We start from the raw sequence: 18,040 nt of genomic DNA on the forward strand, positions 1-18,040 counted from the left end.
CTCATGACGAAGGAACCCTGTCGACCCGATATTCCGCCGAGCCCGAACCTGCTTTATCGAGGAGCATTTATGTGTGCCGAGCCGAATACCCAGCCACGCAGACAATTTCCCACTGCCTTTACCATTTTGTTTCTTATTATGTTGCTGGCTATTGCCCTGACCTGGATCATTCCGGCAGGGGCCTATTCCAAGCTCTCCTATAACCCGGCCAACAACACTCTGATGATCAATAGCCCGCAGGGGGAAATAAGCCGGGTGCCCGCCACCCAGACCGAGCTTGAAAAACTCAATATCAATATCGGGGTGGAACAGTTCACCAGCGGCACCATCCGCAAGCCCATCGCCATTCCCGGCACCTATGAGCGGCTGGCGCAGGCCCCCAAGGGTCTCGCCGATGTGGCGGTCAGCATGGTCAAGGGCACCATAGAGGGGGCTGACATCATCGTCTTCATCCTGGTGCTCGGCGGGCTCATCGGCGTCATCAACAAGACGGGGGCATTCAGCGCCGGGCTGGTGGCGCTGTCGCGCAAGACCCGGGGCAACGAATTCATGTTCGTGGCGCTGGTTTGCATCGTCATGGCGCTGGGGGGCACCACCTGCGGGCTGGAGGAAGAGGCAGTCGCCTTCTACCCCATACTGGTGCCCATCTTTCTGGCGCTCGGCTATGACGCCATCGTCTGCGTGGGGGCCATCTTCCTCGCCGCCTCCATGGGCACCACTTTCTCCACCATCAACCCCTTCTCTGTGGTGATCGCCTCCAACGCCGCCGGCATCCCCTTCACCGAGGGGCTGATCTTTCGTGCCGTCGGCTGTCTGGTGGGCACTCTGGTGGTCATTGGCTATCTCCACTGGTACTGCAAGAAGATCAAGGCCAACCCGGCCTTCTCCTACACCTATGAGGACAGAGACAGCTTCCGCGCCCGTTTTCTCAAAGAGGGCGCACTGGATGAAGGGGTCCCCTTCATCCTGCGCCGCAAGATCATTCTGACCCTGTTCATCCTCGCCTTTCCGCTCATGGTGTGGGGCGTCTCCATGGCCGGCTGGTGGTTCCCACAGATGGCGGCCTCCTTCCTCGCCGTCGCCATCATCATCATGTTCATTTCGGGGCTGAAGGAGAAAGAGGCGGTCGAGGCCTTCACCCAGGGCGCCTCCGAACTGGTGGCGGTGTCGCTGATCATCGGGCTGGCGCGCGGGGTCAATCTGGTGCTGGATCAGGGGATGATCTCGGACACCATACTGGCTTACGCCTCCGATCTGGTCTCCGGCATGCACGGCGCCGTGTTTGCAGTGACCCAGATGCTGGTGTTCACCCTGCTGGGGCTGGTGGTGCCCTCTTCTTCGGGGCTCGCGGTGCTCTCCATGCCCATCATGGCGCCGCTGGCGGATACAGTGATGATCCCGCGCTACATAGTGGTGTCGGCCTACAACTGGGGACAATACGCCATGCTGTTCCTGGCCCCCACCGGGCTGGTGCTGGTCACCCTGCAGATGCTCGGTATCCAGTTCAACCAGTGGGTCAAGTTCGTGCTGCCCATGGTGGGCTTCGTGCTGGGCTTTGGCGCCCTGATGCTGGTGGTGCAAGTGATGTTGATCTGAGGCGAACCTCACCAGAGAGCGCCCGGCCCACAGTGCCGGGCGCTCTCTATGCGGCCTGGCTCCAGCGGCTCGGGAAAACGCCCTCTCACTCGTGCATCAATGGCGCACCCTGCCCTGTTGGCGAAAACAGTAGAGCTTGAGGCTGATGTCGACTATGTCGGCGGGCAGCTCCTGCGCCACTTCGGAGAGAGGTTGATAAAGGGATGCCAGCAGTAATTGAGCCTGCTGCTGGGTGATAATCCGGGCCTGTACGGCCGGCTGTATCCATCTTGGCAACATCGACATAAGTCCCCCTTGCCGATTCTCTCTTTCATTCGCTACGCGATGACGACGGTGTCACTTCATCACCGTCCTTTCACTCTCTTGCCAAAAGACCAAGCATAATGCTTGCCGTGATCTCTTATCGGCAAGGGGAGCGCTTTATCACAGCGATTTATCAAGCAGTTGCTGCCAGCATGCAAGATGCCCGGACCCGTCTCAGGGGGCAAACGCAGCCAATCCCCCTACAGCTAGAGATACAAGCGACGAGGGCTTGACGCAAAATGAGCACAAAGCGCCCATATGAATCGCAAAATGCAACGTCGCCACCCGATCCAGAGCGACATGCCCACATCCCTGCCATACCTCCACGGCCTTTGTCGCCAAAGCCCGACACCTTTTTGACGAGGGACTTTTCGGTGCAGTCAGAGGCTGTCGTGCCTGAGCGGTGCGCGCCTTGTTCATCCCCCGGGTTGTGCCAAGATCGCGGCAAGCAACAGCCGCATCAGGTGATGCATTTCAGGAGAACGCAAAATGAACAAATCCATGTTGGCAGGTGTCGGGATCGGTGTGGCCTCTGCGCTGGCATTGTCGGCCGCAGCCAGCGGATCCCTGTTTTCATCCAAGCCCCAGTTTGCCGAGGTACTGGCCAGCAAGCCGGTGACCGAGACCATCAAGACACCCCGTCAGGAGTGCCACAACGTCACTGTGACCCACCGCAAACCCGTGCAGGATGAAAACAAGATCCTGGGTACTGTGGTTGGCGCCGCGCTCGGGGGCGTGCTTGGCAACCAGTTTGGCGGTGGCAGTGGCAAGAAGGTCGCCACAGCCGCGGGGGCCGTGGCCGGTGGTTACGCAGGCAATCAGGTGCAGGGCAATATGCAGGCGGGTGATACCTACACCACCACGCAGCAGCGCTGCAAGACGGTGCAGGAGAGCAGTACCCGTACGCTTGGCTACGACGTCACCTACCGCCTCGCCGGACAAGAGGGGGTCATCCGCATGGAGAAGGCCCCCGGCGCCACCATACCGGTCAAGGATGGCAAGCTGGTGATCGACAGCACTCAAGGCTGATCCTTACCCGTCAGGCTCCTGCGCCAAACGAAGGCCCATCATAGCGATGGGCCTTTTTTTATTGCGCACGCCCCTGCGCTGCTCACCAGCAAGGCATTGGACTCGCCAGCAGCCTGAATTCAGAGGGTGGCCACTGCCGGCAAGGATCGTCTTGCACGCATCCTTGCCAGTCAAAAAGCCAGCAAAAAGGGGCCCGCAGGCCCCTTGTATCACACATGTTCATGACACCTATCAGTGACGACCAAACGGCCACCAGGACTTGTCGTTGTCCTTGATATCGACCAGGGTCTCCTGCACTGCGCCCGGTTTGCCCCCCTGCAGCTGACGCAGACTCACCTTGAACTGCTCGGTGGACTCGACAAACCAGTCATCCAGGATCAGCACCTTGATGGACTTGCTGCCCCCCTCACCGGCGGCCCAGCTCACCGACTGGCTGAACCAGGGCAGGAAATCCAGCCCCCAGCGCGCCGTGATCCCCTCAAGGCCCAACTGGGCACGGGCCGGCTTGCTCAGATCGCCGCTGCGCACCACTGGGATCTCGGCAAACCACTGCCCCTCGTTCACCGTCATGCTGGCGCGGGCCAGCGCAATGGTGGACGGCGCCAGCTTGTCCTTGATGGTCACCAGAGTCTGGCTCTGCTCGCCAAGGCTGGCTCCGCTCGCATCGAACAGTTCCAGAGTGAAGGTCTCATCCCCCTCGCGCAGGGTGTCGCTCTTCACCGGGATGCTGATGGTCTGGCTGTCACTCTGGCCGGCTGCCCAATTCAGGGTGCCGGTCAGTGGCGCCACATCATTGGCATCGGCGCTGCCAAAGACGATGCGGTAGTGCACGCTGGCCTCGCCATGGCTGCCATCGCGGCGGCTGACGGTGAGACTCAGGGCGCTGCCCTCCTCCACGCTGGCGGCAGCGCTGTCCAGACTGATCACCCCGGCAGGCGGCAGCGGATACTGGATCGCCACCAGTACGGGATCGTGATCCGAGGCGCTGAAGGGGCCGTCCGATTTGGCCAGCTGGCCTGTGTACTTGCTGCCGTACTCAAAGAAGTTGCTCTCGGCGGAGTTGATGTGCCAATCCTCGATACCGATCACCTTGGCTGCCAGGCTGGGGTTGGCCAGGGCGTGATCCAGATTGCCAAGCTCACCTTCATAGCTGTAGGAGTAGGTGTCTGTGCCGTGGAAGCGGGTATTGAGGTTCACAAAACCATACCCCTTGCCAAGGGCGCTGCCGCTCTCCTCGAAAGGCTGGCCCGCCAGCGTGGTGAAGGAGGCGCTCATGATCTGGCGCGGCTGCGCGGCAGGATCATAGCTGGTCAGCACCCGGATGGGGTCCTCCATGCCATAGGCGTTCAGGTCGCCGATGATCAGCAGATCCCCACTCATGTCCTTGAGGCTCTCCCCCAACACCTTGGCGGCGGAGACCCGCAGCGCGTTGCAGTGACCCTGGCCATCCAGCGGATCGGCGCTGGCGTAGTCGGGGTAATCCTCAAAGCAGGCGGACCCCTTGGACTTGAGGTGATTGACCACCAGCGTCAGGGGCGCATCCCCCTTGGGCGAGCTGAATTGCTGCAACAGGGATTCGCGCATGCCCTGATTGATGGCAACCGGCTTGCCGCTGGCGTCCAAGGCCTCGGCCTGCTGCACCGGCAGCACTATGAGGCTGGCGGCACCTTGCGGCGTCACGCTGGCGGGCCGGTAGATAAGCCCCACGGTAATGGCATCGGTACCTATGGGCTGGCCATCGGGCGAGGCAATCCAGCGGTAGTGATCCGCTTCATCCGGCTGGGCGGCGTTGAGGGCCTCGACCAGATTGGCGATGGCGGAGTTGTCGCCATAGCCGTTGTTCTCTATCTCCATCAGCCCCACCACATCGGCATTGAGGCGGGTGATGGCGCTGACGATCTTGGTGCGCTGCTTCTCGAACTCACCCACTGTCAGGGCGCCACGATTGGTCCCTGTGGGGTTGGCATCCCCGCCCACCACTGTGGTGAAGAAGTTGAGCACGTTGAAGCTGGCGACCCGCAGATCCCCCGCCTCGGCGAGTTCAGGGGTCTCTACCCTGTCCCAGCCGCGGTGGTCTATGTCACTGCTGTCGATGCGGTTGCTCGCCACCAGCCGGAACAGGTTGTATGAGTAACCCAGCGCCCCCTCCAGCCCGTTGAGCTTGTCGCCGATGCGCAGGTAGCCATCTTCGGCATTGAAGGCGGGATACCAGGGCAGCACCCCATCCGGCGCCTTGGCGTCCGTCTCCACCACCAGCTGGTTTTGCTGGTTGCGCAGGGCCCACTGGCTCGCCTCCTCGCTCAGGGCGGCAAACTTCTGGGTCGACTTGATGAGGGGGGCACCATAAGAGAGCACCAGGTTGTTGCGCTTGCCGTCGTAATCGAAACTGAAGTTGCGGGTCACCACCAGGCTGGACTCGGGTACCAGCCGCACCTGCATCCCCTCATGGCGCTCCAGCAGCTGGTTCAAGGTCTCACCCGCCACCGGCACCAGATCCACCGCAGGGGGCAAGGCTACCATGGGCTGGGTCACCACCAGCTGGTCGGCATTGATCTGGGTCTGGTTGAAGTACTCCTTCACCTTGCCCGAGACGCACACCTCGGCCCCCGGCACTATGGCGCTGTTGGCCTGGGTGCTGTAGACGAAGAGGCCGTCAGAGCTGGCAGGGTCTCCATCACCTTGCGGGTCCTGGATGAAGAAGCCCTTGTAGAGGCCGCTTACCACCTGAGTGACGACACCACGGGTGGCATGGGCCTGCTCGGATTCAAACTTGCCGGCCGGCACCAACGGGCTGCTGCTGCCGGTGCCCTGAATGGCGGGCACGGGTATCAGCTGATCAACCGGGCAGACGAAGGCCGGGGGCAGAGTGCCATCGCAGGGGCCATCGCCACTGCAACCCAGGCCGCTGGCGTCATCCTTAGGGGCAGCCACGTATTCAAGCGCCGGATTGAAGGGGCCCGCCGCATCAGTCCGGCCCGTGGTGACGGTGGCCTTGCGGCGCAGTGTCATGTCCAGGGTCGAGACGCTGCCGGAGACCACCCAGGCCGTGCCCGGATCCACCCCCACCTGGCCGAAGCTGTCCACTATCTCGCTGCCGCGATAGAGCACAAGGGCATCGTCACCGTTGAACACCAGGTTGCCGCTGGTCTGATTGGCCTTGGCCAGGATCTCGGCGTTGGCGGAAGGATTGGCCAGCACCAGGCTGGCGCCCGGGGCCAGGGTGCCTTGCAGCGCCAGGCTGTTGGTGGGGGCATCGGTGAGAGGTTTGCCGTTGGCATAGAGCGCCAGCCGGTATTGAGAGAGGTCGATGGGCGTCGCGCCCAGATTGCTCAGCTCCACCGCCTTGTTGTTACTGGATCCTTCCAGATATTCGCTGATCAGCAGTTGTGCCTGTACCTGTCCTGACAGCGCCAGCCCGACCGCGAGCGCCACCAGAGAGTGTCTTCCTGACATAGCCAATGTTCCTTTTCTTATTAGCAGATATGTTATTGGCGCCCCACGTTATGCGGGCCGCAGCACCTTTATTGCACGTATAAAAACAACGGATATAGGCCCTTGGCCAAATATCGCGCCTACTCTGCCCGTTTGGCCGCACCACCGCCGCGAGCTGGCTAACAATTACAGAAAATTGTTGCGAACTGGTGACGGGAAATAATGGGAGAAAAAGGATAATCGGATCATCTGACTGCCATCGCGCAAGGTGTGGCATTTGCTGCCGTCAATATCTCGTTGCGGCGCAGAACATGGCGACACAAGCTGACATAAGAAGCAAAAACAGCAGCTTGAAGACAGGGTGCCATCACGGCTTTCATACCAGCGCACCGGGGATCACCCGGGAGCGAACAGGGAAATCTGGCAGGAAATAGCAACAACCATGACAAAAACACGGCTATGCAGAGGCTCATGACCGCATCTGATATATAGGCTGCTTGCCGAGGCAAAATATTGCTCTATTAATGATAAACAGATTTATACTTCCCCCTCCTCGACCCACACCTATGCCCTCCTCCTTTGATTGCAGAACGGAAGATCCACCATGCTGCGTCCTTATCAACACTCGCCAAAACGGGAAAAGGGCTGGTTCGAACCAGCTGAAAATGGCTGACAATATGATCTAACCAGAGAAGAAGAGAGCCTATTGAAACAGTATTTTATCCTGGCGGACACAGCCCTCATAAAAAGAGGACCGACCATGCAAAAGCTCATTGCTTTTTGAATTGTGAATGGCAATAGTTCTCACTTCTTTTTGTGGTACTCACCCCCTCCGAGGTTATCAAAGATGTTTCGTCACCCCATGGCAAAGCTGCTTCTGCTTGGTCAGCTCGCCCTCATGAGCTGGATGGCACAGGCTGCCGCCCCCGTTGAAGTGGAAGATGTGATGGGCCGCAAGGTCTCCCTGAGTCTGCCCGCGAGCCGCATCGTGCTCGGTTTTTATCCCGAGGATTACTTGGCCGTGGCCGGTGAAGGCGGCGCCGATCGCCTGGTGGGCATGTCCCGTGGCTGGTTCGTCAAGTCCCGCCCCGCCATCTGGTCCCTCTATGTGGCCAGCCTGCCGCAACTGGCCCAGGTGCCCGACCTTGGCAACGTGCAGGATCAGAGCTTTTCCATCGAGAAGACCCTGGCCGTCAGGCCTGATGTTGTGATCCTGGCTCAGTGGCAATACGAGGCCCTGGCCCCGGATCTGCCGCGCCTCGAGCAGGCGGGCATCCCGGTGGTGGTGGTGGACTACAACGCCCAGACCCTTTCACGCCACATGGCAAGCACCCTGCTGCTTGGCAAGGTGACCGGCCAGGAGGCCCGCGCCCGCAAAATGGCCGACAAGTACAAGGCCAAGATTGAGACCATCACCTCCCGCATCACCAAGGCGAAACGCCAGCTGCCCCGCGTCTACATAGAGTTGGGTGACAAGGGCCCGGCCGAGTACAGCTACACCTATGGCAAGGACATGTGGGGCGCCATGGCCCTGCTGGCCGGGGGTGACAACGTCGCCGCCCCCTTTGTCGAACGCTGGGGCCCCATCCACCCGGAGCAACTGCTGGCGAGCAAGCCGGAGGTCATTCTGATGGCGGGCTACGAGAGCGTGAGCAGCGCAGAGGCGATGCAGGTCGGCCAGGATGTGTCGGCCCAGACAGTGCGTGCCCGCCTGCAGGGATTTGCCGCCCGCCCGGGCTGGCGCGATTTGCCTGCGGTGCAGCAGGACCGCCTCTATGCCGTCTATCACGGCGCCACCCGCAGCATCATGGACGCCGCCCTCATCGAGTTCATGGCCAAGGCGTTCTACCCCGACTTGTTCGAAGATCTCGACCCCCTGGCCACCTATCAGGGTTTCTACCACGCCTATCTGCCCATTCACCCGCACGGTACCTTTATGCTGGGTATCAAGTAATGGCAGGTTGAACCTGACGGGCCGGACTTTCCCGACCCGAGTCGGGGAAGTTCCTCTTCGTTATCCCTCTTTAACCCTTGCGGGCGCTCCCTGAGAGCGCCCGCTTCAGGATGGTTACCATGAATGATTTGGCTGCCTTGCAGCAGACCCTCACCCGTCAGCGGCAACGAGAGCGCCGTCGCTGGCACTGGCTGGCGCTGCTCGCCCTGGTGCTGTGCATCACGCTGGTGCTCGACATCGCCACCGGCCCTTCCTTGCTGCCCCTTGGTGAGGTGGTCGATGCCCTGCTCTCTCCCGCCCAAGCGGACTCCATGACCCGCACCATCGTCTTTGATATGCGCCTGCCCATCGCCCTGATGGCCCTGGTGGTCGGCGCCTCGCTCGGGCTTGGCGGCGTCCAGATGCAGACCCTGCTGGACAACCCCCTGGCCAGCCCCTACACGTTAGGGCTCGCGGCAGCGGCCGGGCTTGGCGCCGCACTGGCGCTCTATACCGGCGGTCTCGGGCTCCCTCCCCTGATTGCCATTCCGGCCGGGGCCTTCATCCTGTGCATGTTTGCCGCCAGCCTCTTGTTTGGTCTGGCCATGATGCGCAACATCAGCAGCCAGACCCTGATCCTGGCGGGCATAGCCCTGCTGTTCCTGTTCCAGTCACTGCTCTCCCTGCTGCAGTTTCTCTCCTCCCCCGAGCTCAACCAGCAGATCATGTTCTGGCTGTTTGGCAGTCTGATGCGCACCACCTGGGATGCCCTGATCATCACGGCCGCCGTCACCCTGATCTGCACCCTGCTCATCTATCGGGATGCCTGGGCCCTTACCAGCTTGCGCCTCGGGGAGGCCAGGGCACGGAGCCTGGGGGTCAACGTGGACAGGCTGCGCATGAAGACCCTGATCCTCGTCGCCCTGCTCACCGCCACCGCCACCAGCTTTGTCGGCGTCATCGGCTTCGTCGGCCTGGTGGCCCCCCACATAGCCCGCATGCTGGTGGGGGAAGATCAGCGCTTCCTGATCCCGCTGTCGGCCCTGTGCGGCGCCTGCATGCTGTCGGCGGCCTCGGTGCTCTCCAAATCCATCGTACCCGGCTCCCTCTTTCCCATCGGCATCGTCACCGCCCTGATTGGCGTGCCCTTCTTCATCTGGTTGATCCTCGGCAAGGGGCGTAAACGTGCTTGAAATATCCCGACTATCCCTCTCCCTTGGGCAACAAACCCTGCTGCGGGATCTGAGCCTGACTCTGCACCCGGGTCAGGTCCATGTGATCATCGGTCCGAACGGGACCGGCAAGACTTCCCTGATGCGCGCTCTCTTTGGGGAACTGACCCCAGCCGCTGGCGACATCCGCCTGGGGGGCCAGAGTGCCCGCCAGATGACACAGGCCAAATGGCGCCAGCAATTTGGCTATATGCCCCAGAACATCCAGCTGGAGCTGGACTTGAGCGTCATCGAGGTGGTGGTACTGGGGCGCCTCGACAGCCTCTCCATGCGCCTCGCGGACGAGGACATACTGGCGGCCGGCCGCGCCCTGCAGGCCCTTGGCATCGCCCATCTGGCGGATCGCCCCCTTTACTCCTTAAGCGGCGGCCAGCGACAGATGGTGCTGTTTGCCCAGGTGCTGCTGCGGGATCCCCGCATCATGATGCTGGACGAGCCTGTAAGCGCCCTCGACCTTCATCACCAGATGCAACTGATGGAGCACCTGTGCCAGCAGACCCGGGAGCAGCAGTGGATCACCCTGGTGGTGCTGCACGATCTCAACCTGGCGGCCCAGTTTGCCGATCAGCTTATCGTGCTGGCAGATGGCGACTTGCAAGCCTTCGGACCACCGGCCCGGGTGCTCGACGCGGCCCTCATCGAGCGGCTCTATCAGGTGCCGGTGCAGATAAGCCACGATCAGAGCGGCATCCCCTTCCTTCGTACCCTGCGCAGACAATCATGACACGATCGACCATGACACCGCCTGCGGCGGGCTGGCAACTGCCCGCAACCGGCGCCCGGGTGCACAGCGCATGAGCCGCGCATCCTACTGGCGGGACTGGCAGGGCATGAGCCCGGCCGCCCGCCTGCTCATCATCAATGGCCTGGCGTTCAATCTCGGCTTCTACATGATGATGCCATTCTTGGCCCAGCACATGGGCAGCGGGCTTGGCCTCGCTGGCTGGGCCTGTGGTCTGGTCATGGGGATGCGGGTATTCAGCCAGCAGGGTCTGTTTCTGCTGGGGGGGACCCTCGGGGATCGTATCGGCTATCACACCGCCATCGTCTGGGGTTGCCTGGTGCGATCGGTCGGCTTCGTGCTGCTGGGCTGGGCCGAGTCCCTGCCCATACTGCTGCTGGCGGCGGCCCTCACCGGCTTTGCCGGGGCCCTCTTCACCCCCTGCGCCCAGGCCTATCTGGCCAGCGAATGCAGCACCCCGAGCCAGCGTCAGCGCGCTTTTGCCCTGCACAATCTCGCCAGCCAGGCGGGCATGCTGCTCGGCCCCCTGGTCGGCCTGACCTTGACCCAGCAGAGCTATGCCCTGACCGGGCTCTTGGCGGCGAGCCTGTTTGCTCTGTTGGGGATGCTGCAGTATCGGGTGCTGCCCAAGCGCCCGGTGGATAACCAGACCCCGCGCGGCGCCATTTTTCGCCAATGGGGCACCATACTGCGCCAGCGCCCCTTTATGCGGTTCACTCTGCTGGCGGGCAGCTATCAGATCCTGTTCCATCAGCTCTATCTTGCCCTGCCCGCCCATATCCAGAGCCTGCCGGACGCCACTCACCTGCTCAGCGGCGTCTTCACCCTCTCGGCGGTGATCGGCGTCATGCTCCAGCTGCCGGCATCCCGCCTGGTGGAGCGCCACCTTGGTGTGCCGCTGGCCATGGGGCTGGGTATCGGACTGATGGGGCTGAGCTATCTGGCCCTGCCGCTGCTGGCCCCCTGGCCGACGGTGGGGGTATTGGCGCAGGTGGCCCTGCTCTCGCTCGGCTCCATTCTCTGCTTCCCGCTCTTTGCCGCCCAGTTGCCCCGCTACGCGCCCTCTGATCAGCTCGCCAGCTACTACGGCTTCTATGCCAGTGCGGGTGGCTGCATGGCGCTCTTTGGCAACCTGCTGATAGGTGTCATGCTGGGGGACGCGGACACCCGCCCCGCCACCACCATCTGGCTCTTGCTGACATTGACGGGGGTGCTGGCAGGATTCGGACTCTACTCTCAGTTGCGATCCGGCAAGCACGGCAGCTCGCCTCTGCCCGAATGACAGAGGTGGTAGATACTGCGGGCCATGTTAACGACAGGTGTTCAACTGTTCAGATGCAGCGCCAGCCAGACTGCCAGGGGGATCACCACTACGGAGAGTGCATTGCCGCCAAGCACTATGCTGGCCACTTTTTCCGGCTGGCACTGATATTGCTCACAGAGCATATAATTCAACACCGCCGGGGGCAGCGCCACCGACAGCATCAGCAAGGGTAACCACTCCGCCTGCAGCGGCAACAACCAGACCACCAGCCCGAATGACAAGCCACCAGCCAGCAGGTAAAGCAGGTTGCATTTGAGTGCCAGGCCAAGGTGGCCCAGCTCCCCCTCCATCAGCCGAACACCTAAGGCAAACAGCATCAGCGGCACCGAGATCTGGCCTAGCAGAGTCGCGCTGGTCACCAGGTATTCCGGCAACGGTATCTGCAAGTTGGCCACCAGCAAGCCGGCGAAGGCCGCCCACAGCACAGGGCTGCGCAGCCAGAGCCAGCGGGAAGTGTTGGCCGAGAGGATAAACATGCCCACCGAGAAGTGGAGCAGGTTGGAGAGCACGAACAATATGATGATGGCGCCGAGCTGCTGCTCGCCAAAGGCCAGCACCATCAAGGGGATACCGAGGTTGCCTGTGTTTCGAAACATGGCGGGCAGGATCAGTGCCGGTCTGCTGATCTCCTTTAACCTGAGCAGGGAGAGCAAGAGTCCGGGCAACAGGATCACCAGTACCCCCGCCGCGATCAGTGGCAGATGGGCCATCAAGGCCAGCGGATATTTGACCAGCGCCGAAAACACCAGCGCCGGGGTAAACAACTCTATATTGGCCCGATTGACGTAACCCAGGGCCCCGCCCGGTCGCAACCGACCATAGAGGGCACCGAGCCCCACCACGGCAAACACCGGTATGACAATATTGAGCAGCGCACTGAACATGGCGGGTCCGTTTACAATTCGCGGGCGGGTGGCCCCATCAGCAGTATGGGGTCCAGCGTCACTTCCAGCTCGCCGTTGCTGACCCAGAGCTGACCGTCGGAGATGGTGCAGGTGAGGTGCATGGTACGCGCCACCATGGCGGTGAGCGGCAGTGTCTGTGTGTCGGAAAGCTCGATCACTGTGAGGTTGTCGTGCTGGCTGAGCTTGCCCTGATTCTGCTTCCACCAGACGCTGGTGCCACGGCCCCCGTAGAGATAGAGCACAACGTGACGGGAGCGGTTGCATGCTTTTTTCAGGCGACGCTCGTCCGGCTGACCCAGCTCAATCCAGAGCTCAATCTCATCGGAATAGTTCTTGCGCCACAGCTCGGGTTCGTCATCGGCAGAGAGACCCTTGGTGAATTCCAGACGCTCGGCGGCATGCCAGGCGAAGGCCGCCAGCCGGATCATCATGCGCTCATCGGTCTCTGAGGGATGACGGGCCAGTGTCAGGGAGACGTCCTGATACTGGTGGCGGTCCATGTCGGACAGGCTGAGTTGAGCCTTGAATACGGTTGCCTTGAGAGCCATAGAAAATCTTGGATACCTTGAAGTGGTCAATCCGGACCGGATCAATCCAGAGTGGAAAAACTGCGCGCCAGTGTAATCAAAATCCGCGCCAGGTTCGACCACCTTGGCCATGCATTTGGCCAATATTCCGCGGTTCACTGCCGAAAAAGCGTTAAAAAACAGCAACCGGCCCATGGCATTCGTACAACCTTGCCAGATGGCGGGTTGAGCCGTCTGGCAAGGGGGAAACCCTTGAAAAACAAATGCCAGTCCGAAGACTGGCATTTGGCGGTATGAACGAAAGAAGCGGATCACTTCTCGGCGGACTTGACCCCGAAGGCATTGAGCAGCAAGCAGCAGGTCACTGCCACTGCCACAAACCCGCTCAGGAAGATAAAGGGCATGGCCCCGTATCCCAATACAGTCCAGATGGTTTGTTCAAGCAGACTCATTGTGTGTCCTTCATCCAGTGAAATGGGTGTCCCTTTCGTGACGGAGTTATCTCCCCGCTCCTGATAATGCTATTTGAACCCAACAGTTGCCTGAGTCCTATGCCACCAAAGTAATAAATAGGGGGCAAGTTTGCGCTGGATCAATTATTTGGCCCTTGCCCAAGGGAAATATGGTCACAATTCCATCCATTGTCAGCGTGCGCCCCCATACCAAAGCAGGAAAAGTGGGAAAAAGGGCTCCAGCAGCAGGCGTTCGGATCAAACATCTGCCGTGAAGATCACCTTGGATCACTGGATTCGCAGCCAGTTTGTACTCCTGGGAGTGGAGGAACGTGCCAGAAACCATCTCGAAAATGGGCCTTTCTCGACAGCAATACACCGACAGAAACCGTGCTGTATTGACTTATTTTACCGCGGACACTCACACTTTTATGTAACAAGAGCTTGGCCCAGACGGCAACCTTGTGGCACTCTGGGACGTCAATGGACAGACTCACAGACACCTCGAGTGTCACCACTGCAAAAGGAGCAACACAGATGGCCAAAGCCAGCAAGAAAGATATCAAGAAGAAAATCGCCGCTCGCCTCGAGAAAATTGCCAAGCACGAAGGCAAGATCAAGAAGCTGAAAAAAGCCCTGAAATAAGGGTCGGCACGATAAAAAAACCGCCTGATTGTTATCTGGCGGTTTTTTTATTTCCGCGTCATTGCTGTGTTGCACCCGCTGGCCATGCCTGCCAGCAGGGGGACATCACCAGTACCTCTTGCTCCAGCCACCAGCGGCTTTCAATCAGATGCATAAATACCGCGGCCAGCACCTGGTCTGGCTGAGCCATCGCAAGACTGCCGCGCCAGGGTGTCTTTCCCCGGCTGCCCTTTTGGCCTTCCAGCCGACGCGTCAGAGGGCGAGCATAGTGGTGGACGTACTCCATCAGATTGCAAGGCAACCAGAGTGCCAGGGGACGGTTGACCGCATTGGCCAGTTCGGCGGCAATATCCAGGCCCCGCTGATCCAGATCGCCAAAGTGAGCCCAGGGAATGGTCGAAGGCAGCAACGGGAGCAGTTGCCTTGCCAAAGACGTGTTACGGCCAGGCACATAGATGAGTAACTCCCCGGCTTGCAGCGGGTAATCCACGAAAGCCCCCTTGTTCTCCACTGTCACTATCTGCCGCCCTTGCCACGCTATGCCCTGCAGCCTGGACAAACAGCGCTCCGGCAAGGCCAGCTCCCCCAGAAGGGTCATCAGCGGCGTCATGTCCTGCGGTTGGCCGTGCAGATCGATGAGTGACAGCGGGGTCAGGGTGCGCATGCGGATCACCTCATCCTGCGTCAGCAAAATCTCGATGGGAACCTGATCGGGAACAGTGTCACTGCGCGAGTGTTTGCTATCCCCGTGCCAGAGGGCATGAAAACTGGCCTGATTGAGGGGAGACGGCAGCGTCAACCCGAGTGCCTGCACGCTGTCACGCTTGTCAGGCTGTTGTGGCGCCACTTGCGCCAGTTGCCTGGTGAGATAGTCAATCCCCGGGTCAGTCAGAATATAGCGAGCGCTGCGCCCGAGCGGCTTGACGCCGCCGATCGCCTGCAACAGGGCCAGCAACTCTCGGCCATGCTTGCTATCGAACGAACACCCCCTCTCGTTTTGCTTGTCCAGCAAGCGAGCACAAAGATCCTGTACCCGGTTTTCATCAAACAGCGACATCACGGCTCCTTGTTACGGCGTCATATGAATAATTAGAGGTGATTTCACCGTCCATTACCGTGATCGGTCTCGCGCATGAGCAATGGTCATGAGCAATGAGTAGTGGCGCCGTATCGCACACCTGCTTGGGGCAGCACGACAGGCCAGGTTGACCAGAGCCGACCACAGCATGACTGGCAAACCCGAGGCAAACACGGCAAGCTGGGTGGGTCTGTGTTGGCCAGACGCGTGCCTCTGAGGGATGCATGCCTTGCTGACACCCTATTCCCGAGGGCCACCCATGAACCAGTCGACAGAAAAGCAGCCGGTTTCATCCTGGCATGTGTCGGACATCCGCGAGCTGGCCAGATTGCTCACACAAGCCCTACCCGCCGCAATACAGATCACGGAGGCTGTCCACCAGGCGGTATTGAGTGGCATGGGCATAAAGGGCAAGGGTGAGGGGAAAACCCGGGGCATCACAGGTTTTGTCTACCGGGGGATCCACAGGGCGGCCGACCAGCTCGGCAGTGGCATCAATGCCGTACTCGCACGCGTGCCGGTGCCGCTCGCTCAGGAAGCCATCCCCGAAACCCCCAAACGCGCCGCCCTGCTCGCCACCCTCAACGGCGTGATGGGAGACAAGCTGGTCGCCAGCCACAATGCCCTCGCCACCCCCATGACACTGCACTATCAGGGGGCGCCCCTGAACTGGCACGCCATGCCCCCTGAACTTGCTGGTCAACGCCGGGTGCTGCTGATGGTGCATGGCCTGTGCATGAATGATCTGCAGTGGCAAACCCAAACCAAGGGGAAGGACAAAGAGCAGACGCTCAACCATGGGGAGATACTGGCCAGCACCCTGGGTTATGTGCCCGTCTATCTGCGCTACAACTCAGGGCTGCCGATTTCGCAAAACGGGCGGGAACTGGCGAGCCAGCTGGCGCAGCTGGTGACTCACTGGCCCGGCCACATCAGCGAGATAAGCGTGCTGGCCTACAGCATGGGCGGACTGGTGATCCGCAGCGCCTGTCACTATGCCAGCCAGAGCGAGGCGAGCTGGCCTGGCGTCCTGAAAAACCTGGTGTTTCTGGGGACCCCCCATCATGGGGCCCCCCTTGAACACGCGGGTCACTGGCTGGAACAACTGCTGCCTGCCACCGCCTACACTGAGCCGTTTGTCAGGCTGGCTCGGCTGCGCAGTGCGGGTATCAAGGATCTGCGCCACGGCACCCTGCTCGACGACCAAGACCATACCCGCGATACAGCGTCAACGGATCCGCGCCCGCCTTTGCCCCTGCCAGCAGGCGTCGCCTGCTTTACGATAGCCGCCACGACGGCCGCCAAACGCAATCTGTTGGCAGATAGATTGATTGGCGATGGCCTTGTCCCCCTGCGCAGTGCCCTTGGGCAGCACAAGGAAGCCCGCCACCAGCTGGCATTTGCGCCATCCCACTGCTGGATTACCTATCGCACCAGCCATATGGCCCTGCTCGGCAGCCCCCAGGTGACTCGTCAACTGCTGCACTGGCTCGCGCCTCTTCACCAACAAGCAGAGGATGGCAGCCCGTCAGAGGAAAATGCACAAGCAGTTCCCCTTGCTCAATAAGCTGACATCCGGCCCCCATAATGAAAAATCCGCCAGCTGGCGGATGTTTCATTGCGTGTCGGTCACATCAAGCGGGCACGGCCGAAGACCCTGATTGAGCTGCCGGGTTCGGCCGGGATCTCGGCGTGCAGGTGTGACGCCATGCCCATATCCTCTCCCTGAAAGATATCTATGATGCCGCCATGGGGCCAATGGATATCGCGCAGATAACCGGCAAAGGCAGCCGTCGCCGCGCCGGTGGCTGGATCTTCGTAGACGCCGCCATAAGCAAAGGGATTACGGGTGTGAAACAGCTGCTCACGGGCGGCATGAGCCAACAGTATGGTTACCAGCCCTTCCCTTCGCATCAAAGTGCGCCCCCGCTCCAGCTCATACTCCATGGCTGCAAGGGCGGCACGGCTGTTCAGGGCCAGCACCAGATGATCGGCGCCGCCATGAATGAGCGCGGGAGGAATACGGGGATCCAGATCCGCGGGCGTGTAACCGAAGAGATCCAGTGCGGCGGCCACCAGTTCGGCCGGGGGCGGTTTGCTGTGAGTCGGCGGCGATTGCAGGGCGGCCTGCCAGTGCCCTTCCCCATCCAGCCAGCCCGATACCTTGATCACCGCCTGATTGAGGTGCAATCCATACTCCCCTTCCCCAAAGCGCCGCGCCAATGCCACGCCGAGGGCTATGGTGGCATGGCCACAGAATGGCACCTCGGCCTCGGGAGAAAAGTACCGTACCCGCCATTCCCGCAGCTCGGCGGTTGGCTCAACTGCCTGTGCGCCCAGGGGCAAGGGCGTTGACATGGGCGCGGCGAAAGCGGTTTCCGAAAATCCCACTTCGGCGGCAATATGCTGCATCTCGTGTGCGCCGGGCAAGCTGGCGCCAATCCAGACACCGGCAGGGTTGCCCCCTTGCAGCCCATCAGAAAAGGCGGCGATACGCACCAACTCAGGCTCCAACGGGGAGGCTAGCTCCTTCATGATCACTCCTTGTTCTCATGCTGCTTGTTTACATGGTGACGACTTCATACTGGCTGTTTTCATGCTGAAACGGTCAGCACCCATGCTTGACCATTGACGCAGCCCCAAGACAGAGCCTCTTGCAAACCTGACCAACGACCCCATTCACAAGAGAAACACGCCAAGCTTACCCGTTAAATTAAATGGCGGACAGGTGTCGCTTGGGCGCCGCGGTTCCGGGTGCTGGCAACTAGGGAAGGTGCGAACAAGTCCCTGATATGAGATCATGTTTGTCATCTGGAGCCATGGAACAGGGTTCATCATGAGT

At 60.8% G+C, this 18,040-nt stretch carries 15 protein-coding genes; 8 read left to right on the forward strand and 7 right to left on the reverse strand.

Going from position 1 to position 18,040, the window contains the following annotated elements:
* Positions 1–69: 69 nt before the first annotated feature.
* Entirely contained in the window at positions 70–1,596 is a 1,527-nt protein-coding gene (locus OKC28_RS08625) for a YfcC family protein (protein WP_270688714.1), read from the forward strand.
* Positions 1,597–1,692: 96 nt separating this feature from the next.
* Here the strand turns inward: OKC28_RS08625 and OKC28_RS08630 are convergent, their stop codons facing one another.
* The gene (locus OKC28_RS08630; RefSeq protein ID WP_034523758.1) at positions 1,693–1,881 is read right to left on the reverse strand and encodes a hypothetical protein; all 189 of its coding nucleotides are present in this window, start codon (positions 1,879–1,881) and stop codon (positions 1,693–1,695) included.
* A 507-nt stretch (positions 1,882–2,388) separates the two neighbouring features.
* On the opposite strand from OKC28_RS08630, the gene OKC28_RS08635 reads away from it, so the two are divergent.
* Positions 2,389–2,928, forward strand: coding sequence for a glycine zipper 2TM domain-containing protein (locus OKC28_RS08635; protein WP_219615662.1), 540 nt, complete (start codon positions 2,389–2,391; stop codon positions 2,926–2,928).
* Between the two features lie 231 nt (positions 2,929–3,159).
* Here the strand turns inward: OKC28_RS08635 and OKC28_RS08640 are convergent, their stop codons facing one another.
* Positions 3,160–6,381, reverse strand: coding sequence for an ExeM/NucH family extracellular endonuclease (locus OKC28_RS08640; RefSeq protein ID WP_270688717.1), 3,222 nt, complete (start codon positions 6,379–6,381; stop codon positions 3,160–3,162).
* An 841-nt stretch (positions 6,382–7,222) separates the two neighbouring features.
* Between OKC28_RS08640 and OKC28_RS08645 the strand changes: the two genes are divergently transcribed.
* The 4 genes from OKC28_RS08645 to OKC28_RS08660 all read left to right on the forward strand — a co-directional run bounded on the left by OKC28_RS08645 (position 7,223) and on the right by OKC28_RS08660 (position 11,549).
* Positions 7,223–8,314, forward strand: coding sequence for an ABC transporter substrate-binding protein (locus OKC28_RS08645; RefSeq protein ID WP_256688295.1), 1,092 nt, complete (start codon positions 7,223–7,225; stop codon positions 8,312–8,314).
* Positions 8,315–8,433: 119 nt separating this feature from the next.
* Complete coding sequence (locus OKC28_RS08650) at positions 8,434–9,486, forward strand: FecCD family ABC transporter permease (protein WP_058394405.1); 1,053 nt, start codon at positions 8,434–8,436, stop codon at positions 9,484–9,486.
* Positions 9,479–10,249, forward strand: a complete 771-nt coding sequence (locus OKC28_RS08655; RefSeq protein ID WP_021139315.1) for an ABC transporter ATP-binding protein — start codon at positions 9,479–9,481, stop codon at positions 10,247–10,249. Before OKC28_RS08650 ends, OKC28_RS08655 begins: the two co-directional genes overlap by 8 nt.
* Positions 10,250–10,319: 70 nt before the next feature.
* A complete protein-coding gene (locus OKC28_RS08660) occupies positions 10,320–11,549 on the forward strand; it encodes an MFS transporter (RefSeq protein WP_256688294.1) in 1,230 nt (409 codons plus the stop codon).
* 41 nt (positions 11,550–11,590) lie between these two features.
* Here the strand turns inward: OKC28_RS08660 and OKC28_RS08665 are convergent, their stop codons facing one another.
* On the reverse strand, positions 11,591–12,475 hold the full coding sequence (locus OKC28_RS08665; protein ID WP_021139313.1) for an AEC family transporter: 885 nt from the start codon (positions 12,473–12,475) through the stop codon (positions 11,591–11,593).
* Positions 12,476–12,486: 11 nt separating this feature from the next.
* Positions 12,487–13,044, reverse strand: coding sequence for a YaeQ family protein (locus OKC28_RS08670; protein WP_005311179.1), 558 nt, complete (start codon positions 13,042–13,044; stop codon positions 12,487–12,489).
* Between the two features lie 51 nt (positions 13,045–13,095).
* Here OKC28_RS08670 and OKC28_RS08675 point away from each other — a divergent pair, with 51 nt between their 5' ends.
* Complete coding sequence (locus OKC28_RS08675) at positions 13,096–13,320, forward strand: hypothetical protein (RefSeq protein ID WP_256688293.1); 225 nt, start codon at positions 13,096–13,098, stop codon at positions 13,318–13,320.
* 14 nt (positions 13,321–13,334) lie between these two features.
* On the opposite strand, the gene OKC28_RS08680 is transcribed toward OKC28_RS08675, so the two are convergent.
* Both OKC28_RS08680 and OKC28_RS08685 read right to left on the reverse strand, forming a co-directional pair.
* The gene (locus OKC28_RS08680) at positions 13,335–13,475 is read right to left on the reverse strand and encodes a TIGR02808 family protein (RefSeq protein ID WP_005301193.1); all 141 of its coding nucleotides are present in this window, start codon (positions 13,473–13,475) and stop codon (positions 13,335–13,337) included.
* Positions 13,476–14,178: 703 nt separating this feature from the next.
* A complete protein-coding gene (locus OKC28_RS08685) occupies positions 14,179–15,177 on the reverse strand; it encodes a Wadjet anti-phage system protein JetD domain-containing protein (protein ID WP_256688292.1) in 999 nt (332 codons plus the stop codon).
* 280 nt (positions 15,178–15,457) lie between these two features.
* On the opposite strand from OKC28_RS08685, the gene OKC28_RS08690 reads away from it, so the two are divergent.
* Positions 15,458–16,765 (forward strand): lipase family alpha/beta hydrolase, encoded by a 1,308-nt coding sequence (locus OKC28_RS08690; protein ID WP_256688291.1) that lies wholly within the window; start codon positions 15,458–15,460, stop codon positions 16,763–16,765.
* Between the two features lie 62 nt (positions 16,766–16,827).
* Here OKC28_RS08690 and OKC28_RS08695 read toward each other — a convergent pair whose 3' ends face one another.
* Positions 16,828–17,733, reverse strand: coding sequence for a PhzF family phenazine biosynthesis protein (locus tag OKC28_RS08695; protein ID WP_256688290.1), 906 nt, complete (start codon positions 17,731–17,733; stop codon positions 16,828–16,830).
* Between the last annotated feature and the right edge of the window lie 307 nt (positions 17,734–18,040).

Source organism: Aeromonas sp. D3, from assembly GCF_027705025.1.
GTDB classification, from domain to species: Bacteria; Pseudomonadota; Gammaproteobacteria; order Enterobacterales; family Aeromonadaceae; genus Aeromonas; species Aeromonas salmonicida.